Consider the following 25,187-nt stretch of genomic DNA (forward strand, 5'->3'; position numbering starts at 1 on the left):
ATGCAATTCACAAGTTGGCAAGGCGCGGCGCCTCGCCTATGGTCCGCGCGATTTCAACCGGGCGAATCCGCCCGAATTCCAGGAGCGTGTCATGTTCAAAGGGTCTTTCCCCGCACTCATCACGCCGTTCAAGAACGGCGCGCTGGATCTGGACACGCTGAAAAAACTGGTCGAATGGCATATCGCGCAGGGCTCGAACGGGCTCGTGCCGGTGGGCACCACCGGGGAGAGCCCGACGCTCAGCCACGAGGAGCACGGGCTGGTCATCGAAGAGGTGGTGAAGGCCGCCGCCGGCCGGATTCCGGTGATCGCGGGCGCGGGCTCCAATGCCACCGCCGAGGGCGTCGAGCTGATCCGCCATGCGGAAAAGGCGGGCGCGGATGCGGCGCTGGTGGTGACGCCCTATTACAACAAGCCGACGCAGCGCGGCATGGTGGCGCATTTCACCGCGATGCATGATGCCTCCAGCCTGCCGATCGTGATCTACAACATCCCGGGCCGCTCCGTCGTGGACATGACGCCGGAGACCATGGGCGAGCTGGCGAAGCTGCCGCGCATCGTCGGGGTGAAGGATGCGACGGGCGACCTCGCGCGGGTGGCGAAGCAGCGCATGACCTGCGGCGCGGAATTCGTGCAGCTCTCGGGCGAGGATGCGACGGCGGTCGGCTTCAACGCCATGGGCGGTGTGGGCTGCATCTCCGTCACCGCGAACGTGGCGCCGAAGCTTTGCGCGGAAATGCAGGCGGCGACGCTGGCCGGGGATTATGCCCGTGCGCTCGAATACCAGGACCTGCTGATGCCGCTGCATGTGGCGATCTTCCTGGAGCCGGGGGTGGCGGGGGCGAAATATGCGATGTCGCGGCTCGGGCTCTGCGCGGCCGAGGTGCGGCTGCCGCTCACCGACGTCACGCCGGAGACCGCGGCGAAGATCGACGCGGCGCTCCTGCACGCAGGCCTGCTCTGACTAACGCCAAGGCGCTCAGCCGATGAGCGCCTTGCGCAGCATATTGCCCGCCAGAACCAGGATCGTGCAGGCAAACACCACACGCAGCTGCGCGGGGCTGAGCCGGTGCGCGAGCTTCACGCCCAGCGGCACGGTGAGCGTGGAGGCCAGCGTGATCAGCGCCACCGCAGGCAGGTTCACATAGCCGAGCGTGTAGGGCGGGCGCCCCTCCAGCCGCCAGCCCGAGGCGAGGAAGGCCACGAAGGCCGGAATGGAAATCAGCAGGCCGAAGCCCGAAGAGGTGGCCACGGCGCGATGCGGCGGCACGTTGTAGGCGCTGAGCAGTGGCACGGTGAAGGAGCCGCCGCCGATGCCCATGATCGCCGAGAAGAACCCGATCAGCGATGCATAGACACTGCGCAACCAAGGCCCCGGCAGCACATCCGAAATCCGCCAGTCGCGCCGCCCGAAGGCCATGTAGAACCCGAGCGCAAAGCCGATGCAGCCGAAGACCAGCTGCAATTCGCGCGAATGCAGCGCCGTGGCCACCAGTACGCCCAGCACGGAGCCGATGGCGATGAACGGGCCCCAGCTGCGCATCAGCCCGAAATCCACCGCGCCGCGCTTGCTGTGGCCATGGATCGCGCGCAGCGAATTGAAGATGATCGTGCCGGTGGACGTGGCGACGCAGACCTGCATGATCTGGTCGAAATGATACCCCATGGCGCCGAACACATAGAGCAGCGCCGGCACCAGGATGATGCCGCCGCCGATGCCCAGAAGCCCCGAGACCACCCCGGCGACCGCCCCCGCGGCGGCGATCACCGATAACAGGATCAATCCGGATGCCATGCGCCCCTCCCCGATATGCTGCGGCAGTCATGGCGGATTTCGGCCCGCCATGCCAGTGCCGCGCGGGGATCAGCCCTCGCGGTAGTAGTAGCTGTAGCCGTTGATCGCCGGGGCGCCGCCGAGATGGGCATAGAGCACCTTCGAGCCTTCGGGGAAGTAGCCCTTCCGGGTCAGGTCGATCAGGCCCTGCATGGATTTGCCCTCATAGACCGGGTCGGTGATCATTGCCTCGGTGCGCGCGGCGAGGCGGATCGCGTCGTTGGTCTCCTCGGAGGGGACGCCATAGGCGGGGTAGGCGTAGTCGTTCAGGATGACGATCTCGTCCTCGCGCACGGCGCGGCCGAGCTCCAACAGATCCGCGGCATTGTCGACGATCTGCCGCACCTGGGCGCGGGTCTGCGCGGGGGTGCCGGAGGCGTCGATGCCGATCACGCGCTCGGCCCGGTCCTGGGCGGCGAAGCCCACGATCATCCCGGCCTGGGTCGAGCCCGTCACCACGCAGACGACGATGTAATCGAAGGTGAAGCCCAGCTCCGCCTCCTGCTGCGCCACTTCCTCGGCGAAGCCGATGTAGCCGAGCGCGCCATATTTGTGCACCGAGGCGCCGGCCGGGATCGCATAGGGCTTGCCGCCCTGCTGGCGCACGGAATCGATGGCGTTTTCCCAGCTCTTGCGGATGCCGATATCGAAGCCGTCCTCTACCAGACGCGAATCCGCGCCCATCAGCCGGGTCATCAGGATGTTGCCCACCCGGTCATAGACCGCGTCGTAATGGGGCACCCATTTCTCCTGCACCACCACGCATTTCATGCCGATCTTGGCGGCGGCCGCCGCGACCATGCGGGTATGGTTCGATTGCACGCCGCCGATGGAGACGAGCGTATCCGCGCCCTCGGCGATGGCATCGGGGATGATGTATTCGAGCTTGCGCAGCTTGTTGCCGCCCATCGCCAGGCCGGAGTTGCAGTCGTCGCGCTTGGCGTAGATCTCCACCTTGCCGCCGAGCTCCGCGCTCAGGCGCGGCAGATGCTCGATCGGCGTCGGTCCGAAGGTCAGCGGGTAGCGTTCGAATTTATCAAGAAGCGACATCGGGCTCTCCTGTTGGTCGTTTGGCCGGAGAGTAGCGGGGCTGCGCTGAAAGGTGCTTCGGAAGTTGAGTCTCAGGATTTCATGAAGTTAATTAGATGAGGTACAAAATGAATGAATGATCCGAATACAGGATTAAAAATGGAAGAAGCCATCATTCCGGATCTGGACCGAATCGATCTCGCCATCCTGCGCGCCTTGCAGGCGGATGGGCGGATCACCAATGCCGATCTGGCGCAGAAGGTAAACCTGAGCGCTGCGACCTGCCACCGGCGCACGCAGCGGCTGCAGGAGGCCGGGGTGATCGGCGGCGTGCGCGCGCTGGTGACGCCCGAGCATGTGGGCCTCGGCGCACTGGTGATGGTGGGCGTGGTGCTCGACCGCTCCACGCCGGACAGCTTCGCGGCCTTCGAGGCGGCCGTCACGCGGATGAAGGTGGTGCTGGAATGCAGCCTGGTGGCCGGGGATTTCGACTATCTGCTGAAGGTCCGCGTGGGCGACATGAAGGATTTCAACCGCCTGCATGCGGAGCAGCTGATCGCCCTGCCGGGTGTACGTCAGATCCGCACCTTCTTCGTCATCCGCGAGGTGAAGCGCGACGGGCTGCTGCCGTTCTGAGGCGCGCGAAATCCTTGCGCGGCGGGCAGGGGCTGGGCTACTGTGGCCATGAGCCGTGACGATGGCGTCGTCGCAGGGGGGAACCCCGCCGCTCGCAGCGATGCTGCAGTTGTCCTGAACGCCGGGACCTTTCGGGGTCTCGCAGGCAAAGCCGGGCCCCATTTCCGAGGGTCTGACATGACGAACCACACCAAGATCATGGCCGAACGGCCACAGATGTACCGCTTCCACCAGGGCGACCGGGTGCTGCCCTTCGCGCCCGCCGAATACGAGGCGCGGCTTGCGGGCCTGCGCGCCAGCATGGCTGAGGCCGGGGTCGGGGCCTGCGTGCTCACCTCCATGCACAACATCGCCTATTACTCCGGCTTCCTGTATTGCGCTTTCGGGCGCCCCTATGCGCTGGTGGTGACGGCGCAGGACTGCGTGACGATCAGCGCCGGGATCGACGCCGCGCAGCCCTGGCGGCGCTGCCATGGCGACAACATCACCTATACCGACTGGGCGCGCGACAATTACTGGCGCGCGATCCTGTCGGTTACCGGACCGGGCTGCGTGCTGGGCCATGAGGCCGATCACCTGAGCCTGCTGCAGGCGGAAAAGCTGCGCGCCTTCCTGCAGCCGGCGGGGCTGGTGGATATCGCACCCGCGACGATGCGGCAGCGGATGCGCAAATCGCAGGCAGAGCTGGATCTTATCCGCGCGGGGGCGGCGGTGGCGGATGTGGGCGGCTTCGCGATCCGCGAAACCATCCGCCCGGGCCTGCGCGAGATCGACATCGCCATGGCCGGGCGCGACGCGATGGAGTTGGAGATCGCGCGCCGCTTTCCGGATGCCGAATACCGCGATACCTGGGTCTGGTTCCAGTCCGGCATCAACACCGACGGCGCGCATAATCCCGTCACCGGGCGGGTGCTGCAGCGGGGCGATATCCTCAGCCTGAACACCTTCCCGATGATCTCGGGCTATTATACCGCGCTGGAGCGGACGCTGTTCGTGGGCGAGGTGGACGATGCCGCGCGCGCGGTCTGGGAGGCCAATGTGGCAACCCATGAATACGGCATGAGCCTTTTGCGCCCGGGCGCCTCCTGCGCGGAAATTACGGCCCAGATCAACGGGTTCCTGGCGGAGCGCGACCTGCTGCAATACCGCACCTTCGGCTATGGCCACAGCTTCGGCGTGCTGTCGCACTACTATGGCCGGGAGGCCGGGCTGGAGCTGCGCGAGGATATCGACACCGTTCTGGAGCCCGGCATGGTGATCAGCATGGAGCCGATGCTGACCATCCCCGAGGGTCAGCCCGGCGCGGGCGGCTACCGCGAGCACGACATCTTGTTCATCACCGCCGATGGCGCCGAGGACATCACCGGCTACCCCTACGGCCCGGCCCATAACGTGATCTGAGATTGCCCCTCGCGGATGGCGGATCTAGGATCCGGGCGCTGTCCGCGAGGGAACCATGGCCGCCATCATCCACGAACGTTTCGTCCTGTCGGGCGATGTCGGCGCGCCGGAATTCCCGGCCTGGATCGCGCGCCATGCGGCCCGGTTGGGCTTGCAGGCGCGGATGGGGCCGCGCTCCGCGGGCCGGCTGGAGCTGACCGTCGGCGGGCCGCCGGATCTGGTCGATGCGATGGAGCTCGGCTGTTCGCTGGGCCCGATCGGGGTATGGGTGGAGACGGTGGACCGCGAATCAATCGGGCCGGAAGGCGCGCGAAATGTTCCCTGAGTGCCGCAAATTTCACCGAAGCCGATGAAACCATGAGCAAACTAGCGCATGGGGCCGATCGCGCCGCAGGCGCCCCGGCGGCAGTGCAGACCCCGCCGCATCACCCGCTAATCTCACCCCGAACCTCTTGAGAGACCGATGCCTTCCAGCTGGATACCCGTTGCCCTGACCCCCGAGCTGCCGCCCGGGGTGGCAATCCCCGTGGCCGCGCCCTGGGGCGATCTGGTGCTGTGGCGCGCGGCCTCTGGGCGCCTCGCCTGCTGGCCAGACCGCTGCCCGCACCGCGGCATGCGGCTCTCGCATGGCTTCGTGCGCGGCGAGCTTCTGTCGTGCATCTATCACGGCTGGCGCTTCGATGGCGCGGGCCAGTGCCGCAAGATCCCGGCGCACCCGGATCTGGAGCCGCCGGCGGCGATCCGCGTTACGGATTATCCCTGCGCGGAGCGCGACGGGCTGGTCTGGATTGCGGAGGCCGCCATTGCCGCCCCGCCGCCCGCGGCCGAAGGGCTGGAGCCGCTGCGCTCGCTTGATGTGGCCGCGCCCGAGGCTGCCCTGCGTGCCGCGACCGGCATCGCGGGCGCTCTGGGGGAGACCCGGCTGCCGGGCCTCGATGCGCCGGTGACGCTCGCTTTCCTGGGCATGACTGGCAGCACCCGGCTGTTCGCGCTGACGCAGCCCGGCACCGCCCGCGCGGCCGCCTCGCGCGCATTGGAGGCGCTGCGGCGCCGGATCGAAACCCCGGCGGAGGCGGAGGCATGAGCGACCCACGCAACGAATGGTTCCCGGTGGCCATGGCCACGCAGCCGGAGCGCGAGACGATGCTGCTCGGCCAGCCGCTGCGGGTGTTCCGCCGCGGGACCGAGATTGCCGCCGAAGCCGAGGGGCGCGCTCTGCCGGTGCAGATCGCCTATGGCCATGTCTGGGTCTCGCTCGGTGCGCCGGGCGCGCTGTTCCCGATCCCGGAGGCCGCGCAGCCGGGGCGCAGGCTGGTCGACGTGGGCGTGGTGCGGGTGAAATGCTCGCCCCTGCGCGCGGTGGAGAATTTCCTCGATATCGCGCATTTCCCCTTCGTGCATACCGATATCCTCGGCGCGGAGCCGCATACCGAGGTCTATAAATACGACGTGCAGATCCGCGATGAGATCGATGAGGTCTGGGCCACCAAGGTGCGCTTCTATCAGCCGCAGGCCGCGAAATCCGCCGAGGGCGGGATCGAGACCGAATACATGTACCGGGTACCGCATCCGACCTGCTCGGTGCTGTACAAGACCAGCCCGCCGATGCCCGGCGAATGGGATGTGATCGCCATCTTCGTGCAGCCGCTGACCGAGGAGCTGTGCGATGTGTGGCCCTGGATGGCGCTGTTTGACGACGACACGCCGATGGCCGGGCTGATCCAGTTCCAGCAGATGATCTTCCTGCAGGACCGCTCGATCCTGGAGAACCAGATCCCGCGGCGCCTGCCTCTGGACCCGGGGATGGAAACGCCCACCCGGGCCGACCTGACCTCCATCGCCTATCGCCGCTGGCTGAAGCGGCGCGGCTTCACCTATGGCGCGCAGCTGGTGGCGGCATGATCCTCTATGACTATGTATTGTCGCCCGATTGCTATGCGGTGCGGCTGATGGCGGCCCTGACCGGGCAGCGGCTGGACATCGTGCCGGTGGATGCCTATCCGGGCCATGAGGAGCAGGGCCTCGCCTTCCGCGAGATCAACCCGGCCGGGACGATCCCGGTGCTGGTGGACGGGGGGCTGACGCTCACCGAACCGGTGGCGATCCTGCTGCATCTGGCCAGGGCGTGGCGGGGCAATGCGCTGGAGGCCGAATGGCTCGCGCGCAGCCGCCATTTCGCCGCGACCCTGGGCGCCGCGCGGGCCCATGACATGCTGTGCCAGCCGGGAGACATCGACGCGCTGCGCCGCGATGGCGTGCTCTGGCTGCGGATTCTGGAGGCCGCGCTGTTCGAGGCGCCCTTCCTCGCCGGAGACCGGGTGACGGTGGCCGATATCGCCGTATTCCCGCATGTGGCGCTCGCGCCCGATGGCGGCGTGAGCCTCGATCCCTATCCGCGGATCCGGCTGTGGATGCGCGCCCTCCGCGCGCTCCCCGGCTTCATCGAAATGCCCGGGATCCACCGGCTGCACGACCTGAAACCCGAACCCGGCCCCGAATTCGGAGGAGATGCGGCATGATCCTGTTCCGCAATGCTGCCGCCATCGTCACCTCCGCCACCGGCGCGGTGCTGCGCGATGCCGACCTGCTGGTCGAGGGGCCGGAAATCCGCGCCATCGGCCCCGGGCTGGAGACGCCGGGCGCCGAGGTGATCGATGCCACGGGATGGTTTCTCTACCCAGGGCTCGTGAACACGCATCACCACTTCTTCCAGACCTTCGTGCGCAACCGCGTGGATCTGGACTGGACCCGGCTTTCGGTGATCCAGTGGCTCGATACGATCTATCCGATCTTCGCCCGGCTGACGGAGGAGTGCTTCTACCACTCATCGCTCACCGCCATGGCGGAGCTGATCAAGCACGGCTGCACCACCGCCTTCGATCACCAGTACAATTTCCCGCGTCATGCCGGAACGCGGATCGTGGACCGGCAGTTCGAGGCGGCTGCGAAGCTGGGCCTGCGCTTCCATGCCGGGCGCGGCGGCAATACCCTGCCCAAATCCGAAGGCTCGACCATTCCCGATGAGATGCGCGAAAGCACGGATGAATTCATCGCCGATTGCGCGCGCCTGATCGACAGCTACCACGACACCTCCCGCTTCAGCATGCGCCAGGTGGTGGTGGCACCCTGCCAGCCGGTGAACAGCTACCGCGAGACCTTCATCGAATCCGTGCGGCTGGCGCGCGACAAAGGCGTGTTCCTGCACACCCATGTGGGCGAAGGCGAAAGCCCGGTGATGGCGGCGCGCCACGGCCTGCGCACGGTGGATTACCTGGAAGAGATCGGCTTTGCCGGCCCTGATACCTTCTATGCCCATTGCTGGGAGCTGACGCCCGGCGAAATCCGCGCGCTGGCGGCCTCGGGCACCGGCGTCGCGCATTGCCCGGAGCCCGTGTACCTCGTGGGCGCGGAAATCACCGATATTCCGGCGATGGTGGCCGAGGGCGTGCGGGTGAGCCTTGGCGTGGATGGTACCGCCTCCAACGACAACGGCAGCCTGATGCACTGCGTCCATTCGGCCTACATGCTGCAATGCCTCGCCGCGAAAAGCCGCGCCCATCCGGTGCCGGTGCCGGCCGAATTCCTGCGCATGGCGACCGAGGGCGGGGCATCGTGCCTCGGGCGGGCCGATATCGGGCGGCTCGCGCCCGGCATGGCGGCCGACCTGTTTGCCATAGATACCCGCCGCATGGATTACGTCGGCACCCGGCACGATCCGCAAAGCCTGATCCCCAAGGTCGGCGTCGGCATGGCCGTGGACCTGACCATGATCAACGGCCGCGTCGTCTGGGCCAAGGGGGAATTCCCCGGCCTCGACGAAGCGCAGATGGCCGCCGAGGCCGAAGCCGTCCTGAATGCCACGCTCACCTGAAGGAGAGACCATGACAACCCGCCGCCAGTTCCTCGCCACCTCCGCCGCCGCGACTGCCGCTCTGGGCCTGCCCGGGGTGGCGCGCGCCGCCGATCCGCTCGGCGTCGCGCTGATCACGCCCTCGCCCTTCGGCGATGTGGGCTGGTCGCATACGCTGCGCCTCGGCCTCGAAGGCGTGCAGGCCAAGCTCGGCGACAAGGTTAAGCTGACCTGGCTCGAGAATATCCCCGAAGGCCCCGATGCCGACCGGATCATGCAAAAGGCCGTGACCGACGGCAACAAGGTCATCGTCGCGGGCTCCTTCGGCTATATGAACGGCGCGCTGCAGCTGGCGCGGCGGTTCAAGGATGTGTCGGTGCTCCATGCCTCGGGCTACCAGGTGGCGCCGAATTTCGCGAATTTCGCCGCGCGCTACTTCCAGGGCACCTATCTGATGGGCATGGCAGCGGCGTCGCTAAGCAAGACGAAGAGAATCGGCTCGGTCTCGGCCTTCGCCATCCCGGAGCTGATCACTTCGGTCAATGCCTTCGCGCTCGGCGCGCGCGCCGTAGATCCGGAGATCGAGGTTTCGGTCGTTTGGGTGAACAGCTGGTTCGACCCGGCCAAGGAGCAGGCCGCCGCCAAGGCGCTGATCGCGCAGGGTGTGGATGTGATCTTCTCCAATGCGCAGGATACGCCCTCGGTGGTCTCGGCCTGCGAGGAAGCGGGAGTCTATGTGTTCAACCTGAACTCCTCGATGAAGAGCTACGCGCCGAAAAAATATCTGGGCGTGGTCGGCACGGACTGGTCGCCCTATTTCATCGCCGAGGTGGAGGCGCATCTGGCAGGCACCTTCAAGGGCGCCTCGCACTGGCTCGGGATGGCGGACAAGGTCGTCTATGTGACGGACTGGAACCCCGATATTCCGGCCGAGATGAAGGCCCGGATCGACAAGACCGAGGCCGAGATCGCCGTGGGCAGCTTCAATCCCTTCGCCGGGCCGATCCGCAAGGCCGATGGCACCGAAGTGGTGGCGGCCGGCTCCGCGCTCCCCGACGACCAGATCCTGGGCATGGACTGGCATGTCGAGGGTGTCGTGACGCCGCTTCCGAAATGAGCCTCCTGCGCCTTCAGGGGGTGTCCAAGCGCTATGGGGCGGTGGCCGCGAATACGGCCATCGACCTGAGCGTGGCGCCGAAGTCGATCCATGCGATCCTGGGCGAGAACGGCGCGGGCAAATCGACGCTGATGAAGCTGATCTATGGCGTCGAGACCCCGGATGAAGGCACGATGGAATGGCAGGGGCGCGCGGTGCGCCCCGGTTCCCCGGCCGAGGCGCGCGCGATTGGCATCGGCATGGTGTTTCAGCATTTTTCGCTGTTCGAGACCCTGACCGTCACCGAGAACATCGCCCTGATCGTGCCCGGGGCGAAGGCGGCGCTGGCCGCGCGGATCCGGGAGCTGGGCCGGGCCTATGGGCTCGAGGTGGACCCAGAAGCGCAGGTGCATGCGCTTTCGGTGGGCGAGCGGCAGCGGGTAGAAATCCTGCGCTGCCTGATGCTCGAGCCGAAGCTTCTCATTCTGGATGAGCCGACCTCGGTGCTCGCGCCGCAAAGCGTGGCGCTGCTGTTCGAGACCCTGCGGCGGCTGCGCGATGGCGGGGTGTCGATCCTGTTCATTTCTCATAAGCTCGAGGAAATCCGCGCGCTCTGCGACCGCGCGACGATCCTGCGCGCGGGCCGCGTCACTGGCGAGCTCGATCCGCGCGCCCATGCGGCGGCGGATCTGGCCGCGCTGATGATCGGCCGGGCGATGCCTGCGCCGCTGCCCGCGGAGCCCCGTGCCCCAGGCCCGGCGCTGCTGGAGGCGGTGGGCCTCGATCTGCCGTCCGAAGCTGCGTTCGGGGTGTCGCTCCGTGGCATAAGCCTGTCCGTGCGGGCGGGCGAAATTGTGGGCATCGCGGGGATTTCCGGCAATGGCCAGCAGGAGCTGGCCGCGGCGCTTTCGGGCGAAACCCGCCTGCCCGAAGCCGCGCGCGACATGGTGCGGATGCTCGGTCAGGGCGTCGGCCATCTGGGCGCGGCCCGGCGCCGCGCGATGGGCTTCGCCTTCGTCCCCGAAGAGCGGCTCGGCCGCGGTGCGGTGCCGGAGATGTCGCTTTCGGACAATACGCTGCTCACCGCCCATGGCCGCGGCCTTGTCCGCCATGGGCTCATCGACCGGCGCGCGGAGGCCGCGCTCACCCGCCGCTGCATCGCCGATTTTGACGTGCGCACCCCGGGGCCGGAGGCGGAGGCCGGGGCGCTTTCGGGGGGCAATCTGCAGAAATTCATCATCGGCCGCGAGATGCTGCTGGAGCCGCAGGTGCTGTTCGTGGCCCAGCCCACCTGGGGCGTGGACATTGGCGCCGCCGCCGCCATCCGCCACCGGCTGGTGGCGATGCGCAATGCCGGGCGCGCGATTCTGGTGATTTCCGAGGAGCTGGAGGAATTGTTCGAGATCTGCGACCGGCTGCATGTGCTGCATCAGGGCCGCCTCTCGCCCGCGCTGCCGCTGCCGGAGACATCGGCGGAAGTTGTGGGCGAATGGATGATCGGCGCGCGGGGGGTGGGCCATGCGGCCTAGGCTGATCCGGCGCGAGCGCGCCTCGCTGCGGGCTGCGGTGCTGGCGCCGGTGGTGGCGCTGCTTCTGGCGCTGGCCACCAGTGCGGCGCTGTTCTGGGCGCTCGGCGCGCCGCCCGGTGCCGCGCTGCGGGCGCTGCTGCTCGAGCCCTTCGCCAGCTGGGCGAGCCTGTCCGAGGTGCTGCTGAAGATGACGCCGCTGCTCCTGATTGCGCAGGGGCTGGCCATCGGCTTCCGGGCCAAGGTATTCAACATCGGTGCCGAGGGGCAGCTGATCCTCGGCGCGATCTTCGCCTCCGCGATCCCGGTCTGGAACCCGGTGGCGGAGGGCTGGTGGGTCTGGCCCGCGATGATGGCTCTGGGGATGCTCGGCGGCATGGCCTGGGCGGGGATCGCGGCGTTCTGGCGGGCGCGGCTGAACGCCAATGAAATCCTGGTGACGCTGATGCTCAGCCTGGTCGCGGCGCAGTTGCTGAACTATCTGCTCCTCGGCCCCTGGAAGGACCCGGCCGGGTTCAACTTCCCGCAATCGGTGATGTTTCCCTGGGATGCGATGCTGCCGGTGCTGTTCGAGGGCACGCGGGTAAGCGTGGCGCTGCTGTTTGCGCTGGCGGCTACGGCGCTGGCCTGGCTGGTGATGCAGCGCAGCTTCGCGGGCTACCGGCTGCTGGTGGGCGGGCTCGCGCCGCGTGCGGCCGCCTATGCGGGCTTCGCCGAGAGCCGCGCGGTCTGGATCGCGCTGCTGATCGGAGGCGCCGCGGCGGGGCTTGCGGGGGCGGCAGAGGTCGCAGGCCCGCTCGGGCAGCTGCAGCGCTCGGTCTCCACCGGCTATGGCTATGCGGCGATCATCGTGGCCTATCTCGGCGGGCTGCATCCGCTCGGCATCCTCGCCTCCTCCTTCCTGATGGCGGTTCTCTATATCGGCGGCGACAGCGCGATGGTCAGCGCGGGCCTGCCGGCGGCGGCGGTGCGCACGGTGCAGGGGCTGCTTCTGGTGTTCTATCTCGGCGGGTTGACCTTCATCCGCTACCGGCTGGTGCGGGGGGTGCGATGAGCGCGGTGGAATTCATCCTCTCGGGCATGCTGGCGGCGGCCACGCCGTTCCTTCTTGCGGCGCTCGGCGAGCTGGTGGTGGAGCGTTCGGGCGTGCTGAACCTCGGGCTCGAGGGGATGATGGCGCTGTCGGCGGCGGTGGCGTTCATCACCGTCTATCTGGGCGGCGGCCATCCTCTGGCCTTCGCGGCCGCGGGGCTGGTGGGGGCGGCGCTGGCGGGGGTGTTCGCGGCGCTCGTCCTCGGCTTCCGCGCCAATCAGGTGGCGGCGGGGCTCGCGATCGGCATCCTCGGTCTCGGCCTCTCGGCCCTGCTGGGCAAGCCCTATGAGAGCCTCACCGTGCAGGGCCTGCCGAAGCTCGCGCTCCCGGGCCTCTCGGCGCTGCCGGTGGTGGGCGGGCTCTTCGAGCAGGATATCGTGGTGTGGCTCGGCCTGCTGGCCACGGGTGCGATCTGGTGGATGTTCCGCGCGACGCGGCTTGGCCTGCGGATCCGCGCGGTGGGGGAAAATCCGCATGCAGCCCATGCGATCGGCACCCCGGTGATCCGCTGCCGGGCGGCGGCCATTGTCTTCGGCGGCGCCATGAGCGGCTTCGCCGGCGCCTATGCCAGCACCGTCTATACGCCGCTCTGGGCCGATGGCATGATCGCTGGGCGCGGCTGGATCGCGCTCGCGCTGGTAGTCTTCGGCACCTGGATGACCGGGCGGGTGTTCCTCGGCGCCTGTCTGTTCGGGGCGCTGTCGCTCGCGGAGCTGACGGCGCAGGCGGCGGGCGTGCAGCTTCCCTCGCAGCTCCTGGCGAGCCTGCCCTACCTGGCCACGGTGCTGATCCTGGGTGCGATCTCGTCGAACCGGCGCCGGATGAAGCTGAACGCCATCGCCTCGCTGGGCGAGCCCTTCGAGCGCTAGCGCAGCATCAGGACCGGCACCCGGCACGAATGGATCACCGCGGCCGTGGTCGAGCCGATCAGCAGCGAGCGGATCCGCGAATGGTTGAAGGCGCCCATCGCGAGCAGGTCGAAGCCCTCCTCGTCGACGAGCCGCCCGAGCGCCGCATCCGCCTGGCCCTGCACGATGCGGGTGCTGGCCTTCAGCCCGGCCGCGCGCAGCTGCTTCTCCGCTTCGGCCAGGCGCCGGGTGATTTCGGGCATGGAAGGGCCCACATGCACCACCAGCGCCGTCAGCCCCGCAAACAGCGGCGATTGCGCGATATGGTCGATCACCCGCAGCGAGGCCGCGCCGCCGTCATGCGCGATCAGCAGCTTCTGCACCGGCCGGTACGCCCGCGCCGCCACCAGCACCGGCTTCGTCGCGGTGCGCACGATACGCTCGAGGTTCGAGCCGAGATGGCCGATGGCGTAATCCGCGGCCTCGCCGCGCTTGCCGATCAGCACCAGCGCCGCCTCCTGCTCCCGCTGCGCGAGCGTCGCCAGCAGATCGCCATGCACGACCTCGGTCGTGACGGCGCTGATGCCGCCATCGCGCACCAGCTGCCCGGCATCCTCCAGGATCGCCGTGCCGCGCATCTCCACCAGCCGTGCACGCTGCGTATCGAGCGCCGCCAGCTCTGCCTGCAGGCCGGAGCGCGCGCCCAGCGGCCCGCCCGGCTGCGCCTCGCGCCGGCCGATGACGTGGATGATGTCCACGCCCGCCTCCAGCCGCTGCGCGGCCCAGGCCGCGAGCCCGCAGACACTGGCCGAATAGAGCGAGCCGTCGACGAAGGCGATGATCTTGTTCATGGCGACCCCTTGGCGAGAATTCCTGCCCCTATCGCTAATCCTTTCCGCCAGCGGCGAAAAGAGGGACGAAGGGCGGTTGCGCTTCGGCGCCGGGTGAAACATGCTCCCCCAAAAGAGGAGTGGACGTGCAGGCCATCGGATCCTTCCTAGGGCGGCTGATCACGCGGCTGATCGAGACCCAGATCATGCTGATCGGCGCGGGTGTCGCCTTCTATGCGATGCTGGCGGTGTTCCCGGGCCTGTCGGCGACCATCGCGATCTGGAGCACATTCGCCGATCCGATGGTGATCCAGTCCTACATGCAGGTGGCCGATGCCTTCATCCCGCCCGCGGCCTTCGAGCTGCTCAGCGGCCAGATCAGCGCGCTGCTGCAGGGCCCGCGCGACAGCATCGGCTGGCCCGCGATCCTGTCGATCCTGATCACGCTGTGGTCCGCGCGCGCGGGCGTGGGCGCCCTGATCGACGGGCTGAACCTGATCCATGGCACCGAGCACCGCAGCACGCTCTTTGGCTACCTGTTCGGCTATGTGGTGACGGTGGCACTGGTGGGGGTGATGCTGGTCGCGCTGGCGACGGTGGTGATCGTGCCGGTCGCGATGAATTTCCTGCCGTTTCACCGCCTCACCGGCTGGCTGGCCACGGGGCTGCCCTGGATCGGCATGCTGCTGATGATGCTGACCGCGCTCGGCATCCTGTACCGCTACGGGCCCAATACGCCCGACGAGCGCGACCCGCTGTTCAGCTGGGGCTCGGTGCTGGCGGCGGCGGTCTGGGGCGCGGCCTCGCTCGGGCTGACCTTCTACCTGGCGAATTTCGGCAATTACAACAAGGTCTACGGCTCCATCGGCGCGGTGATCGCGCTGATGATGTGGCTCTATGTCAGCGCGGTGTCCGTGCTGCTGGGGGCCGCGCTGAACGCCGAGCTCAACGCGACCCGCAAGGCTCAGGAGAACGCCTGAAGCCCGGTGATTGCCCGCCCGAGGATCAGGGCGTGCACGTCATGGGTGCCTTCATAGGTGTTCACCGTCTCCAGGTTCACCATGTGGCGGATCACCTGGAATTCCTCGGAGATGCCGTTGCCGCCATGCATGTCGCGCGCGAGCCGCGCCGCATCCAGCGCCTTGCCGCAGTTGTTGCGCTTGATGATGGAGATCATCTCCGGCGCGGCATTGGCCTCGTCCATCAGCCGGCCCACGCGCAGGCAGGCCTGGGTGCCGAGGCTGATCTCCGTCAGCATGTTCGCGAGCTTCAGCTGATAGAGCTGCGTCTGCGCCAGCGGCTTGTTGAACTGCTTGCGGTCGAGCCCGTATTGCCGCGCGGCATGCAGGCAGAATTCGGCCGCGCCCATCACCCCCCAGGCAATGCCGTAGCGCGCCCGGTTGAGGCAGCCGAACGGCCCCTTCAGCCCCTCCACATTCGGTAGCAGCGCGTCTTCGCCCACGGCCACGTCCTGCATCACGATCTCGCCGGTGATGGAGGCGCGCAGCGAAAGCTTGCCGCCGATCTTCGGCGCGCTGAGCCCCTTCATGCCCTTTTCCAGCACGAAGCCGCGGATCTTGCCGCCATGGGCCTCGGATTTCGCCCAGACCACGAAGACATCGGCGATCGGCGCGTTGGAGATCCACATCTTCGAGCCGCTCAGCACATAGCCATCGGCGGTTTTCTTCGCGACGGTCTTCATCCCGGCCGGATCGGAGCCCGCATCGGGTTCGGTCAGCCCGAAACAGCCGATCCATTCGCCTGAGGCGAGCTTCGGCAGGTATTTCCGGCGCTGCTCCTCCGAGCCATAGGCATAGATCGGATACATCACCAGGCTCGACTGCACCGACATCATGCTGCGGTAGCCCGAATCGACCCGCTCGATTTCCCGCGCCACCAGCCCATAGGCCACATAGGAGGCGCCGATCCCGCCATATTCCTCGGGGACGGTGACGCCCAGAAGCCCCATCTCGCCCATCTCGCGGAAGATCGCCGGATCGGTCGCCTCTTCGGCGAAGGCGCGGATCACCCGCGGCTGCAGCTTTTCCTGCGCATAGGCATGGGCCGCATCGCGCAGCATGCGCTCTTCGTCGGTCAGCTGCTGATCCAGCCGGAAAGGGTCCTCCCAGTCGAAACGGCTCAGGTCGGGGGCGTCCTTCGGTTTCAGTGCCATCGCGGCTCCTCCATGCGTTTCAGGCTATATGCGGCTGTCTTCGCCGCGAATCCAACGCTATTCTCGCCGATAACAATGTATGGAACACATAGATGACCCTGCCCCGGCGCTATATCCCCTCGGTTTCGCTGCTCTCGGCCTTCGAGGCGGTGTGCCGCACCGGCTCCACCGCCGCCGCCGCGCGGGAGCTGAGCCTGACCCAGGGCGCGGTCAGCCGGCTGATCCAGAACCTCGAAGGCCAGCTCACGGTGACGCTGTTTCGCCGCGAGGGGCGGCGGCTGATCCCGACCGAGCCCGCGCTCGCCTATGCGCGCGACGTGCGCAAGGCGCTGGAGCTGATCGCGCGGGCCTCGCTCGGGCTGAAGGCCAATCCGGGCGGCGGGGTGCTGAACCTGGCGATCCTGCCCACGTTCGGCACGCGCTGGCTGGCGCCGCGGCTCGGGCAGTTCCTCGATGAGAACCCGGGGGTGACGCTGAACCTCGGCACCCGGATGCGGCCCTTCGATTTCGCGGCCGAGACCTTCGATGCGGCGATCCATTTCGGCACCCGCCCCTGGCCCGAGGCCGAGCATATGAAGCTGTTCGACGAGCGCATCGTGGCGGCCTGTTCGCCCGGGTTCGCGGCCGAGCATCCGACGGCTGCGCCCGCGGACCTCGCCAGCCTGCCGCTCCTGCAGCTGGAATCGCGGCCCAATGCCTGGGGGGCGTGGTTCGCCCATCATGGCATCGACGCGCCCTACCGGCAGGGGGTGATGTTCGATCAGTTCGCGCCGATGCTGCAGGCGGCCGCGCATGGGGTGGGGGTGGCGCTGCTGCCCGAGTTCCTCGCCGATCCGGAGATCCATGAGGGCCGCCTCGTGCGCACCCCGGGCGAAGTGGTCTCGGGGGTCGGGACCTATTCTCTGGTCTGGCCCGCCGAGGCTGCACCTTCGCCCGCGCTGATCGCCTTCCGCGACTGGATCGCGCGGGTCGCGCGCTGACCCGGCTCAGTAGTCCTTTTCGAAGAACAGGCCGAGCGCGCTGTCGCCATCGGTGCCGACGGAGCCGCGCGCGGTGACGTTTCGGGTCACATCGAGGTTCAGATTCAGCGTGGTCTCGCCCTTGCCGTCGATCGCCACGTCCGAATAGACCTTGTCGGAAATATAGCGCCCGGCCTTCACCGTGGCATTGCCATCGGCATCGGTGCCGAAGTCGAGGTCATCGAGCCCGAAATTCTGGCGCAGCCGCGAGAGCAGGCCGGTGCCGCCGCGCCCGGCCAGGGTCGCCACCGCAGAGGCCAGCTGCGCCGCCTGCAGCGCCGACATGTTGGTGACGCCCTTGTCGAACAGGAGCCGCGCGAGCACTTCCTCCTCCGGCAGTTCGGGGCTGGAGGTCACGGTCAGCTCGGGCTCGTTGGCATTGCCCTCCAGCAGCAGGTTGATCGTGGTATCGCTGGTCTGGGTCACCGCGGTAAAGGAGATCCACGGCATCATTGCGCCCTGCAGCGCGATATTGCCCTCGGTCAGGTCGAAGCGCTTCGTCAGCACGTCGAGCCGCCCGCGGATCAGCTTGAAGCCGCCGATCGGGATGATGTTCGCGGTGGTGCCGGTGAGCCGGATCGCGCCGCCGAGCTCCGCATCCAGCCCGCGCCCGCGCACGAAGATCTCGCGCGGGGCGTTCACCGTGATATCGAGCCCGAAGCCGCCCCCGCCGCCGCCCGCGCCGGATGTCTCGCCGGTCAGCCCGGCGCGCGCCCGGCTGGTGCGCGAGGCGGCGTTTTCGTTCACATGGCGCATCTCGGGGATCGGCTTCGCGCCCGATACGCCGCCCGAGGGCACGCGCAATTCGGTCTCGGCCAGCGTGAGGGCGCCGCGGATCATCGCGCCGCCGGTGAGCGGCCCGGCGATGCGCAGCCCGCCGCTGATGCGGGTATCATAGAGCTGCGGGTCGCGCAGGCGCGCGGCGTTCAGATCGAGCCGGAGGTCGGCCGCATAGGGGGCCGTCAGCGCGATCGGGCCGCTCAGCCGGAGCGAACCGCCGCCGCGGAAATTGCCGGTCGTGGTCAGCTGCACCCGGCTCTGGCCGAGGTCGGCGCGCAGGTTCACCCGCTCCAGCGCGATATTCGCCGTGGGTGCGGTGATCCGCGCATTGGCGGCGGTGATCTTGCCCGAGAGGGCGGGCAGGCCCGGCGCGCCGTTCATGCGCAGGTCGAAGTCCAGCGCGCCGTCGAGGGTCTGGGGCTCGATGAAGGCATTGGCCAGCGCGAGCTGCGTGCGGCCCCGGATCGCGAGATCGGAGCTGGAGAAATCGCCTGCGAGCGTGCCGTCGACGCTGGCTTGGGTGCCGCCCGGCCCCGCGGCCTTCACATCCACCCGGTAGCCGCCGCCGGTTTGGGCGAGGGTGCCGTCCACCGTCACCGGGCCGGGGAAATTCGGCGCCAGCAGCGCCGCATTCGCCAGCCGTGCGGAGACCTTCATCCGCGCGGGATCCCCCTCCGCAGTCAGCTGCAGCTGCGGGTTTTGCAGGCTCAGCGCGCTGAGCACGATCCCCTGGCGCGCATCCACGGCCTGCACGGCGAGTGTGGTCGTGCCGGCAAGGACCTTGTCGGCCTGCGGGTTGCCGATGGCGATACCGCGTGCGGTGCCGTTCGCGCCATAGCGCCGCGCGCCGTCCTGGTCCTTCACCGTGGCATCGAGCGCGACCGCGCCGCGGTAGCCCGCCCCCAGCACCGACAGATCCGGCATTTCGATCTTCGCGGTCAGGTCGGTGCGGCCGGTGGCCAGCAGGCCCTGCGCCTGCGCGGTCAGGTTGCGGGCATTGGCGGTCAGGCTGCGCAGCGTGAGCCCGGTCTCGTCGCGCCGTGCCGAGGCGGTGATCTTGGCGGTGCCGCTGAGCAGGTTATCGGCCTGCGGCTGGCCGATCTTCAGGTCCTGCCCGGTGATATCGGCGGTGAGGTCGAAGGCGCCGGTGAGGAGCGTCGCCGTCCCGCTGATGCGCCCGGTGGCCGCGCCCGCGAGCGGCTGCCCCGAAAGCTGCGCGAAATTCGCGAGCCGCCGCAGATCGAGCGCGAGATCCGCGCTCACATCGGCGCCCTTCGCCAGATTGTCCACCGAGAGATCGCCCACGAGCGACATGTCGCGCCCCGCGAGCGTGAGCCCGCTCAGGCGCAGGGGCTGGTTTTCCGTCCAGCCGAAGCCGGTGCTGGCGCGCAGGCTGTCGCCGAGGGCCTCGGCGAGGGCTGCATCCGTGGGCGCGAGGCCCTGCGCCGCGATCTCCACCCGGCCATCGACGGCGCGCGTGCCGTTGGGGGTGATCTTGCCCGCGCCGCGCAGGGTGAGCGCCGCGATCTTCATATCGTCGCGGGCAACGCCATTCACCGTGCCATCGAGCGCCCAGTTCGACGATACCGCGCCATCATAGCTCAGCGCGATGGTGCCATCCTGCACATAGGTTTTCGCCCCCGAGACCGGCAGCAGCACCGGCGCGCCGGAGGCCAGCCCAAGCTTCGCTGCGAGGTCGAAGCGCGCGGGCATGCCGGAGGCCAGCAGGTCGAGCTGGCCGTTGAGGTCGAAAGCCTCGCTGGAGACCTGCAGCTGCGAGAGCGACAGCGCACCATCCGGTTTGCGCGCGCCCGTCACCACGAAGGCGGCATTGGTGCCGAAGAAGCTGCGGTATTCGGGCGGCAGCATCGGGGTCACGTCGCCCGCGAGATGCGCGTTGAAGGTGCTCTCCGGCGCGGTGGCGCCTTCGGGCGTGCGGCTGCCGAGGATCACCTTGCCCGAGAGCCGCGGCGAGCCATCGGTGCTCAGCACCACATCGGCGTTGAAATCCGACAGCGGGCCGCTGCCCGCCACGGCCAGCGTGAGCGCGGGTTCGCCCGGAAGCTGCGCCAGCCGCGCGACGATGCCGCCTGCGCCCTCATCCACCAGCAGGTCGAGCGACAGCTGGCGGGTTTCGTTCGCAAAGGCGCCGGTGAGCGAGACCTGGCCCGACGGCGTGCCGATACGGTTCACCTTGAGATCGACCTTGCCGTCGCCCCCGGAAAGCGAGAGCGCCCCATCGAGATCGAAGCTCACCTCCTCGCCCAGGATCGGCGCCCCCAGCACCACCTTCGCCGCGGTCAGCTTGCCGATATTCACCGAGACCGGCAACTCGGGCAGGGCGAAGGGCGTCACCTCGGGCGCGGCGTCCTCGGCGCCGGGCGGGGTCGTGGGCAGGCGCGGCAGGTCGATCTCCTCGGCCGAAAGCTCGCCGATCTCGATCCGCCCGGTCAGCAGCGCCGCGCGGCGCCATTGCATCGCGCCGTTGCGGATTGTGAGCCAGGCGCCCTGATCATCGGAAATGGTCAGGCTGTCGAAGGTCGCGCGCGACGACAGCGCGCCCTTGAACCCCTCGAGCCGCACCGTGCGCCCGGCGCCCGAGAGATTGTCCTCGATGAGCCCGGTGAGCCAGGAGCGGTCGCGGCTTTCCTCCTCCTGCGTGGCGGCGGCGGGGGGCGCGGCGGTTTCCTGCGCCAGCGCGGGCAGGGGCAGCAGCAGCAGTGCGATGAGCGCGAGTTTCCGCATCAGAATGCCTGCCCGATCCCGAGGTAGAGTTGCGCGCCATCGCCGGTGGAGCCGCTGACCGGCCCCGCCACATCGAGGCGGATCGGCCCGATCGGCGTCTTGTAGCGCAGCCCGATGCCTGCGCCCGATTGCCATTCGCCGGAATCGTTCAGATAGTCCTTCGCGCTGATATAGCCCGCGTCGTAGAAGGCCACGAGGCCGATGCTCTCCGTGACCATCGCCCGGACCTCGCCCGACAGCCCGACGAAGCGCGAGCCGCCGGTTTTCAGATCGCCGCCGTCGAGCACGCTGACCCCCAGCGATTGATAGGGCTGGCCGCGCACGGTGCCGGCGCCGCCCGAATAGAACAGGTAGTCCCGCGGCGTATCGGCGATGCTCGGGCCGAACACGCCCCCGGCCTGCACCCGCCCGGCCAGAACGAAGCGGTTGTTGGCGCCGAAGCCCTTGTAGGTGCGGGCGTCGGCCGTGAACTGCACCCCCGATCCGGTGCCCGAAAGCCCGATGAAGGGCGAAACGCCGACCTTGCCATAATAGCCGCGGGTGGCATCGGTGGGGGTATCGCGGTTGTCCCAGGTCAGGGTGCCGGGGAAGGAGACATAGCGGAAGATGTCCATGCCGCCGTCATATTCGACCTTTGCCCATTGCGACTGCACCGCCACTTCGCCGGTGAGGCGCTCGTTGAAGATATGCGTGAGGCCCAGGCCCAGGGTCGAGCTGGTCTGGACGTAATCCTCCTCATGCTCCCGCGCGGCCTTGGCCAGAACGAAGCCCGAAGTGTCGGGGCTGAGGGTCGCCGGGCGGTCCAGCCGCATGCCGAGGATATAATCCGTGCCGCCGGTGGTGCCGCCAATGCCGGTGATGGAGGCGTCGAAGCGCAGCCGCTCGCCGCCGCCCAAGAGGTTCCGGTGCAGCCAGTAGCCGGTGAGCGAGAGCCCGTCCGAAGTGCCGTATTCAATGCCGAAGCCCATCCGGCGCAGCTTGTCCTCGGCCACCTGCACGCGCGCGTCGAGCAGGTTTCCGTCGCGCAGCTTCTCGGCCTCGGTCAGGGTGACCGCGCTGAAGATCCCGGTGCGGCGCAGCCGGTTGCGGACTTCCTCGATCCGGTCGGGGGAGTATTTCTTGCCGGTCGGGTAGCCCGCGATCTCGACCAGCCGCTCGGTGCGCAGCCGCTTGTTGCCGCGCACGATCAGCTCGCCAAAGCGCACCTCCGGCCCGGGCTGCAGGAAAATGTCGGAGGAGACGGTATTGCGCCGGTGATCCACGGTGATGCGCTGATCGCGCACGCTGGCCTTGGCATGGCCCGCGATGCGCCAGCCCTCGACGCCCGCGCGGGCGGTGTCGATGATCACGCCGGTGCGGGCGGTTTCGCCCTCGCGGTAGCCCGAAGGCAGCGCGGTGCCGGGCGCCACCGGCCCGATCGCAGCGCGGGAGAAGCTGGAGCGCGGGCCCGGCAGGATCTGGATGTCGATGCGGCCGATCCGCTCCGGCGCATCCAGCGGCGCGATATTCGCGGCCTCGTGCCCGTCGATCTTGATCGAGATGGTGGGAGAGTAATAGCCCTGATCGTAGAGCGCCCCGAGGAGGCGCGCATAATCCGCCCGCGCCGAGGCAAACAGATCGCCCGCGCCGGGTTTCGGGTCCGCGCGCAGGCCTTCGCGGGCGAGGGAGGTGTTCTTCAGCGCCTCCTCGACATCGCCGGGCGCGCCGGGGACGGTGAAGCTGTACTCCTGCGCCAGGGCCGGGGCCGCCAGCACCGCCGCGATCAGACCTGCGCATAGTGCCGAATGGCGCATCGGCTCCCCCTCGTATTCCTGCCCCGGGCGCAGCCTGATCCGGAACCGGGCGGTCCCGCGCGCTGCTTTGCGTGTCATTTAGGCAAAAAACGGTCGGAATCGCAAACGGTTCCCGTCAGCTCCGCGGTAAAGTGCCGAAGATCCGGTCGATGTGGCGGGTCATGTAGAGCACGAGCCAGGGGGTGAAGCGGGCCGGGTGGCGCTGCACCTCCGCCACCAGGTCATAGAGCCCGATCCAGCGCACCTGCGCGACCTCGGCCGGATCCGGCGCGAGGGGCAGGCCCGGCTCGGCATAGGCCAGATAGACGTCGACCACCTCGTGCTCGGTCAGCCCGCCGCCGACATCGGCGCGGTATTCCAGCCGGTCGGCATGAACCGGATAGAGCCCGGTGATCCCGAGCTCCTCGCGCAGGCGCCGCCGCGCAGTGCGGTCCGGCGGCTCCTGCCAGTGCGGATGCGTGCAGCAGGTGTTCGCCCAGAGCCCGGGCGTATGGTATTTCGTGGCCGCGCGCTGCTGCAGCAGCACCTCGCCCCCGGCCAGCACGAAGACCGACACCGCCGGATGGCGCAGCCCGCGCCGGTGCACCGCCAGCTTGTCCATCGGGACGAGCCGGCCATTGAGCCAGGCGGGGATCAGGTCTTGCGACACGGCTTCAGGCACGGCTTCAGGCACCGGGGGCCTCATATGAAAAGACCGCCCCAGCATGGCTGGAGCGGCCCGATTCGTCACCGCGCGCGGGTGTCGCAGGCTCAGGAGACCGCGGCAGGCTGTTGCATGCGGCGGGCGATCTCGGCGCGGTACAGCGCCACAAAATCCACCGGGTCCAGGTTCACCGGCGGGAAGCCGCCATCGCGGGTCACGTCGGAGACGATCCGGCGCACGAAGGGGAACAGCTGGCGCGGGCATTCGATCATCAGGAACGGGTGCAGCTGCTCTTCGGGCAGGCCCTCGACGTGGAAGATCCCGCCGTAATCCACTTCCAGCAGGAACAGCGGCGTGCCGTTGGTCTTGTTGGTGGAGGTCACCTTGACCTTGGTGATCACTTCATACTGGTTCTCGACGGCGCGCTTGCGGGCGTCGAGGGCGAATTGCACCTGCATCTCGGGCTGGATGTCGGCGGTCGACAGCCCCTTCAGGGCCACGGCGTTCTCGAACGACATGTCGCGGATGAACTGCGCCAGGATGCTCATCTTGACTTGGGGCTGCTCCGGGGCGGCCCCGTTCGGCTGATCGGTCATGGTACCCTCCTGAATCCGTCGCCCGAGGGTGTAGCATCTGGCCGGTCGCGCCTCAATGCGGCATCGCAGCCTGGCTTAATGGTCGTGCCGGGTCCAGCCGGAGGGGCCGCGCGGCGGCAGGCTGGCGGCGTCGATCTCGTGGAACTCGCCGTCGATCACGCCGGGGGCCTGGGAGGGGGTGCCATAGGTCTGTACCCGGACCTTGCGCGCCAGCGTGCGCAGCAGGAGCGCGCGGATGGGCTGGAGCAGCAGCGCGAGCCCGACGATGTCCGTCAGGAAGCCCGGCAGCACCAGCAGCACCCCGGCCAGCGCCGACAGCGCGCCGCGGGCCATGGGCGCCGTCGGGTCGCGCAGCTCGGCCGCGGCCAGACGCACATCGGTGAGTGCGCGTGCGCCCTCGCCGCGGATCACCGCCAGGCCCAGCACGCCCGATCCGACGATCCAGGCGAGCGTCGGCCACAGGCCGATCAGCCCGCCGATCTGGATCAGCAGGGCAATTTCCACCAGCGGCAGCGCCAGCGCGGCAATCAGAAACCACATAACGTCCTTTCCGGGCGCCGATGGACTTGATCGCGCCCTTCGCCTACATAAGTGGGGTGAGCGCGAATGCAAAGAAAACCAAAATTCCGGGAAGCCCATGTCGAATGCCGTCATCCAGTTGATCGTCCTTGCGGCGATCGCGATCTTCTTGGTCCTTCGGCTGAAGAACGTGCTCGGCACCCGGGACGGGTTCGAGAAACCGATCGTGGTCGATCGCCCCGGCCCGGCCGACCGGCGCGGCCTCGAGGTGATCGAGGGCGGGCCGGACCGCGACATCATCGACCATGTCCCCGAAGGCTCGGAGGCGGCTGCGGCGCTCACGCAGATGAAGCGGGTCGAGCCCGATTTCAACGTGGCGAATTTCCTGCAGGGCGCGCGCGCGGCCTATGAGATGATCCTGATGGCCTTCGAGACCGACGATCTGGACAAGGTGAAGCCGTTCCTGGCGCCCGAGGTTCTGGCGGCCTTCGATCAGGCGCTGAGCGCGCGGCGGGCGCAGGGGCTGGAGGTGCATGCGGAATTCCTCGGCCTGCGCGAGCTGACGCTGGGCGACGTGCGCTTCGATACCGCCAGCAAGGAGGCCGAGCTCACGGTGAAATTCGGCGCCGAGCTGATCTCCTCGGCGAAGGATGCGGCAGGCAACGTGGTGGAGGGCGATCCGCGCGCGCCGCGCAAGCAGCGCGACGTCTGGACCTTCGCGCGCACCATGGGCAGCGCCGATCCGAACTGGCAGCTGGTCGGCACGGGCGGTTGAG

General features: G+C 68.4%; 24 protein-coding genes. 15 read left to right on the forward strand and 9 right to left on the reverse strand.

Going from position 1 to position 25,187, the window contains the following annotated elements; genetic code table 11:
* Nucleotides 1-91: 91 nt before the first annotated feature.
* Nucleotides 92-964, forward strand: a complete 873-nt coding sequence (gene dapA, locus ACOMG5_RS03905) for a 4-hydroxy-tetrahydrodipicolinate synthase (RefSeq protein ID WP_420342473.1) — start codon at nucleotides 92-94, stop codon at nucleotides 962-964.
* Nucleotides 965-979: 15 nt separating this feature from the next.
* Here the strand turns inward: dapA and ACOMG5_RS03910 are convergent, their stop codons facing one another.
* Both ACOMG5_RS03910 and ACOMG5_RS03915 read right to left on the reverse strand, forming a co-directional pair.
* The gene (locus ACOMG5_RS03910) at nucleotides 980-1,795 is read right to left on the reverse strand and encodes a sulfite exporter TauE/SafE family protein (RefSeq protein ID WP_420342474.1); all 816 of its coding nucleotides are present in this window, start codon (nucleotides 1,793-1,795) and stop codon (nucleotides 980-982) included.
* 69 nt (nucleotides 1,796-1,864) lie between these two features.
* The gene (locus ACOMG5_RS03915) at nucleotides 1,865-2,884 is read right to left on the reverse strand and encodes a 1-aminocyclopropane-1-carboxylate deaminase (protein WP_420342475.1); all 1,020 of its coding nucleotides are present in this window, start codon (nucleotides 2,882-2,884) and stop codon (nucleotides 1,865-1,867) included.
* 138 nt (nucleotides 2,885-3,022) lie between these two features.
* Between ACOMG5_RS03915 and ACOMG5_RS03920 the strand changes: the two genes are divergently transcribed.
* From ACOMG5_RS03920 to ACOMG5_RS03970, 11 genes are all read left to right on the forward strand, one after another.
* A complete protein-coding gene (locus ACOMG5_RS03920; protein ID WP_420342476.1) occupies nucleotides 3,023-3,499 on the forward strand; it encodes an Lrp/AsnC family transcriptional regulator in 477 nt (158 codons plus the stop codon).
* A 198-nt stretch (nucleotides 3,500-3,697) separates the two neighbouring features.
* Nucleotides 3,698-4,900 carry an aminopeptidase P family protein gene (locus tag ACOMG5_RS03925; RefSeq protein ID WP_420342522.1) on the forward strand — a complete coding sequence of 401 codons (1,203 nt, stop codon included), beginning with the start codon at nucleotides 3,698-3,700 and terminating at the stop codon, nucleotides 4,898-4,900.
* A gap of 55 nt (nucleotides 4,901-4,955) precedes the next feature.
* Entirely contained in the window at nucleotides 4,956-5,225 is a 270-nt protein-coding gene (locus tag ACOMG5_RS03930) for an acylphosphatase (RefSeq protein WP_420342477.1), read from the forward strand.
* Nucleotides 5,226-5,363: 138 nt separating this feature from the next.
* The gene (locus ACOMG5_RS03935; RefSeq protein ID WP_420342478.1) at nucleotides 5,364-5,984 is read left to right on the forward strand and encodes a Rieske 2Fe-2S domain-containing protein; all 621 of its coding nucleotides are present in this window, start codon (nucleotides 5,364-5,366) and stop codon (nucleotides 5,982-5,984) included.
* Nucleotides 5,981-6,802 (forward strand): aromatic ring-hydroxylating dioxygenase subunit alpha, encoded by an 822-nt coding sequence (locus ACOMG5_RS03940; RefSeq protein WP_420342479.1) that lies wholly within the window; start codon nucleotides 5,981-5,983, stop codon nucleotides 6,800-6,802. Before ACOMG5_RS03935 ends, ACOMG5_RS03940 begins: the two co-directional genes overlap by 4 nt.
* Nucleotides 6,799-7,419 (forward strand): glutathione S-transferase family protein, encoded by a 621-nt coding sequence (locus tag ACOMG5_RS03945; protein ID WP_420342480.1) that lies wholly within the window; start codon nucleotides 6,799-6,801, stop codon nucleotides 7,417-7,419. Before ACOMG5_RS03940 ends, ACOMG5_RS03945 begins: the two co-directional genes overlap by 4 nt.
* Entirely contained in the window at nucleotides 7,416-8,771 is a 1,356-nt protein-coding gene (locus ACOMG5_RS03950; RefSeq protein ID WP_420342481.1) for an amidohydrolase, read from the forward strand. Before ACOMG5_RS03945 ends, ACOMG5_RS03950 begins: the two co-directional genes overlap by 4 nt.
* 10 nt (nucleotides 8,772-8,781) lie before the next feature.
* On the forward strand, nucleotides 8,782-9,867 hold the full coding sequence (locus ACOMG5_RS03955) for a BMP family ABC transporter substrate-binding protein (RefSeq protein WP_420342482.1): 1,086 nt from the start codon (nucleotides 8,782-8,784) through the stop codon (nucleotides 9,865-9,867).
* On the forward strand, nucleotides 9,864-11,375 hold the full coding sequence (locus ACOMG5_RS03960) for an ABC transporter ATP-binding protein (RefSeq protein WP_420342483.1): 1,512 nt from the start codon (nucleotides 9,864-9,866) through the stop codon (nucleotides 11,373-11,375). Before ACOMG5_RS03955 ends, ACOMG5_RS03960 begins: the two co-directional genes overlap by 4 nt.
* Nucleotides 11,365-12,426 (forward strand): ABC transporter permease, encoded by a 1,062-nt coding sequence (locus ACOMG5_RS03965; protein WP_420342484.1) that lies wholly within the window; start codon nucleotides 11,365-11,367, stop codon nucleotides 12,424-12,426. The genes ACOMG5_RS03960 and ACOMG5_RS03965 overlap by 11 nt, the downstream gene beginning before the upstream one ends.
* Nucleotides 12,423-13,334, forward strand: coding sequence for an ABC transporter permease (locus ACOMG5_RS03970; RefSeq protein WP_420342485.1), 912 nt, complete (start codon nucleotides 12,423-12,425; stop codon nucleotides 13,332-13,334). The genes ACOMG5_RS03965 and ACOMG5_RS03970 overlap by 4 nt, the downstream gene beginning before the upstream one ends.
* Here ACOMG5_RS03970 and ACOMG5_RS03975 read toward each other — a convergent pair.
* Nucleotides 13,331-14,164, reverse strand: coding sequence for a universal stress protein (locus ACOMG5_RS03975; protein ID WP_420342486.1), 834 nt, complete (start codon nucleotides 14,162-14,164; stop codon nucleotides 13,331-13,333). The genes ACOMG5_RS03970 and ACOMG5_RS03975 overlap by 4 nt on opposite strands.
* 125 nt (nucleotides 14,165-14,289) lie before the next feature.
* Between ACOMG5_RS03975 and ACOMG5_RS03980 the strand changes: the two genes are divergently transcribed.
* A complete protein-coding gene (locus ACOMG5_RS03980; protein WP_420342487.1) occupies nucleotides 14,290-15,123 on the forward strand; it encodes a YihY/virulence factor BrkB family protein in 834 nt (277 codons plus the stop codon).
* Here the strand turns inward: ACOMG5_RS03980 and ACOMG5_RS03985 are convergent.
* Nucleotides 15,108-16,316: an acyl-CoA dehydrogenase gene (locus ACOMG5_RS03985; RefSeq protein WP_420342488.1), complete on the reverse strand. Its 1,209-nt coding sequence runs from the start codon at nucleotides 16,314-16,316 to the stop codon at nucleotides 15,108-15,110. The genes ACOMG5_RS03980 and ACOMG5_RS03985 overlap by 16 nt on opposite strands.
* Nucleotides 16,317-16,408: 92 nt before the next feature.
* Between ACOMG5_RS03985 and ACOMG5_RS03990 the strand changes: the two genes are divergently transcribed.
* Nucleotides 16,409-17,296, forward strand: coding sequence for a LysR family transcriptional regulator (locus tag ACOMG5_RS03990; protein WP_420342489.1), 888 nt, complete (start codon nucleotides 16,409-16,411; stop codon nucleotides 17,294-17,296).
* 6 nt (nucleotides 17,297-17,302) lie between these two features.
* Here the strand turns inward: ACOMG5_RS03990 and ACOMG5_RS03995 are convergent, their stop codons facing one another.
* From ACOMG5_RS03995 to ACOMG5_RS04015, 5 genes are all read right to left on the reverse strand, one after another.
* On the reverse strand, nucleotides 17,303-20,860 hold the full coding sequence (locus ACOMG5_RS03995) for a translocation/assembly module TamB domain-containing protein (protein ID WP_420342490.1): 3,558 nt from the start codon (nucleotides 20,858-20,860) through the stop codon (nucleotides 17,303-17,305).
* Complete coding sequence (locus tag ACOMG5_RS04000; RefSeq protein WP_420342491.1) at nucleotides 20,860-22,731, reverse strand: autotransporter assembly complex protein TamA; 1,872 nt, start codon at nucleotides 22,729-22,731, stop codon at nucleotides 20,860-20,862. Before ACOMG5_RS04000 ends, ACOMG5_RS03995 begins: the two co-directional genes overlap by 1 nt.
* Before the next feature lie 37 nt (nucleotides 22,732-22,768).
* Nucleotides 22,769-23,254: an isopentenyl-diphosphate Delta-isomerase gene (gene idi, locus ACOMG5_RS04005; RefSeq protein WP_420342523.1), complete on the reverse strand. Its 486-nt coding sequence runs from the start codon at nucleotides 23,252-23,254 to the stop codon at nucleotides 22,769-22,771.
* A 149-nt stretch (nucleotides 23,255-23,403) separates the two neighbouring features.
* Nucleotides 23,404-23,892 carry a protein-export chaperone SecB gene (secB, locus tag ACOMG5_RS04010; RefSeq protein ID WP_420342492.1) on the reverse strand — a complete coding sequence of 163 codons (489 nt, stop codon included), beginning with the start codon at nucleotides 23,890-23,892 and terminating at the stop codon, nucleotides 23,404-23,406.
* Nucleotides 23,893-23,967: 75 nt separating this feature from the next.
* A complete protein-coding gene (locus tag ACOMG5_RS04015; RefSeq protein WP_420342493.1) occupies nucleotides 23,968-24,432 on the reverse strand; it encodes an FxsA family protein in 465 nt (154 codons plus the stop codon).
* Between the two features lie 97 nt (nucleotides 24,433-24,529).
* On the opposite strand from ACOMG5_RS04015, the gene ACOMG5_RS04020 reads away from it, so the two are divergent.
* Complete coding sequence (locus ACOMG5_RS04020) at nucleotides 24,530-25,186, forward strand: Tim44/TimA family putative adaptor protein (protein ID WP_420342494.1); 657 nt, start codon at nucleotides 24,530-24,532, stop codon at nucleotides 25,184-25,186.
* The last annotated feature ends 1 nt before the right edge of the window (nucleotide 25,187 follow it).

The organism is Paenirhodobacter sp. (assembly GCF_041916475.1).
Taxonomy (GTDB): Bacteria; Pseudomonadota; Alphaproteobacteria; order Rhodobacterales; family Rhodobacteraceae; genus Rhodobacter.

What these genes read in the sequence shown, in the direction of transcription:
- ACOMG5_RS03930 (WP_420342477.1), top strand. Translation starts at nt 4,956, where the DNA reads ATGGCCGCCATCATCCACGAACGTTTCGTCCTGTCGGGCGATGTCGGC.
- ACOMG5_RS03995 (WP_420342490.1), bottom strand. Translation starts at nt 20,860, where the DNA reads ATGCGGAAACTCGCGCTCATCGCACTGCTGCTGCTGCCCCTGCCCGCG.
- ACOMG5_RS03970 (WP_420342485.1), top strand. Translation starts at nt 12,423, where the DNA reads ATGAGCGCGGTGGAATTCATCCTCTCGGGCATGCTGGCGGCGGCCACG.
- ACOMG5_RS03985 (WP_420342488.1), bottom strand. Translation starts at nt 16,316, where the DNA reads ATGGCACTGAAACCGAAGGACGCCCCCGACCTGAGCCGTTTCGACTGG.
- ACOMG5_RS04015 (WP_420342493.1), bottom strand. Translation starts at nt 24,432, where the DNA reads ATGTGGTTTCTGATTGCCGCGCTGGCGCTGCCGCTGGTGGAAATTGCC.
- ACOMG5_RS03950 (WP_420342481.1), top strand. Translation starts at nt 7,416, where the DNA reads ATGATCCTGTTCCGCAATGCTGCCGCCATCGTCACCTCCGCCACCGGC.
- idi (WP_420342523.1), bottom strand. Translation starts at nt 23,254, where the DNA reads ATGGACAAGCTGGCGGTGCACCGGCGCGGGCTGCGCCATCCGGCGGTG.
- ACOMG5_RS03925 (WP_420342522.1), top strand. Translation starts at nt 3,698, where the DNA reads ATGGCCGAACGGCCACAGATGTACCGCTTCCACCAGGGCGACCGGGTG.
- ACOMG5_RS03940 (WP_420342479.1), top strand. Translation starts at nt 5,981, where the DNA reads ATGAGCGACCCACGCAACGAATGGTTCCCGGTGGCCATGGCCACGCAG.
- ACOMG5_RS03945 (WP_420342480.1), top strand. Translation starts at nt 6,799, where the DNA reads ATGATCCTCTATGACTATGTATTGTCGCCCGATTGCTATGCGGTGCGG.
- ACOMG5_RS03955 (WP_420342482.1), top strand. Translation starts at nt 8,782, where the DNA reads ATGACAACCCGCCGCCAGTTCCTCGCCACCTCCGCCGCCGCGACTGCC.
- ACOMG5_RS03910 (WP_420342474.1), bottom strand. Translation starts at nt 1,795, where the DNA reads ATGGCATCCGGATTGATCCTGTTATCGGTGATCGCCGCCGCGGGGGCG.
- ACOMG5_RS03920 (WP_420342476.1), top strand. Translation starts at nt 3,023, where the DNA reads ATGGAAGAAGCCATCATTCCGGATCTGGACCGAATCGATCTCGCCATC.
- ACOMG5_RS04020 (WP_420342494.1), top strand. Translation starts at nt 24,530, where the DNA reads ATGTCGAATGCCGTCATCCAGTTGATCGTCCTTGCGGCGATCGCGATC.
- ACOMG5_RS03960 (WP_420342483.1), top strand. Translation starts at nt 9,864, where the DNA reads ATGAGCCTCCTGCGCCTTCAGGGGGTGTCCAAGCGCTATGGGGCGGTG.
- ACOMG5_RS04000 (WP_420342491.1), bottom strand. Translation starts at nt 22,731, where the DNA reads ATGACACGCAAAGCAGCGCGCGGGACCGCCCGGTTCCGGATCAGGCTG.
- ACOMG5_RS03965 (WP_420342484.1), top strand. Translation starts at nt 11,365, where the DNA reads ATGCGGCCTAGGCTGATCCGGCGCGAGCGCGCCTCGCTGCGGGCTGCG.
- secB (WP_420342492.1), bottom strand. Translation starts at nt 23,892, where the DNA reads ATGACCGATCAGCCGAACGGGGCCGCCCCGGAGCAGCCCCAAGTCAAG.
- ACOMG5_RS03935 (WP_420342478.1), top strand. Translation starts at nt 5,364, where the DNA reads ATGCCTTCCAGCTGGATACCCGTTGCCCTGACCCCCGAGCTGCCGCCC.
- dapA (WP_420342473.1), top strand. Translation starts at nt 92, where the DNA reads ATGTTCAAAGGGTCTTTCCCCGCACTCATCACGCCGTTCAAGAACGGC.
- ACOMG5_RS03915 (WP_420342475.1), bottom strand. Translation starts at nt 2,884, where the DNA reads ATGTCGCTTCTTGATAAATTCGAACGCTACCCGCTGACCTTCGGACCG.
- ACOMG5_RS03975 (WP_420342486.1), bottom strand. Translation starts at nt 14,164, where the DNA reads ATGAACAAGATCATCGCCTTCGTCGACGGCTCGCTCTATTCGGCCAGT.
- ACOMG5_RS03990 (WP_420342489.1), top strand. Translation starts at nt 16,409, where the DNA reads ATGACCCTGCCCCGGCGCTATATCCCCTCGGTTTCGCTGCTCTCGGCC.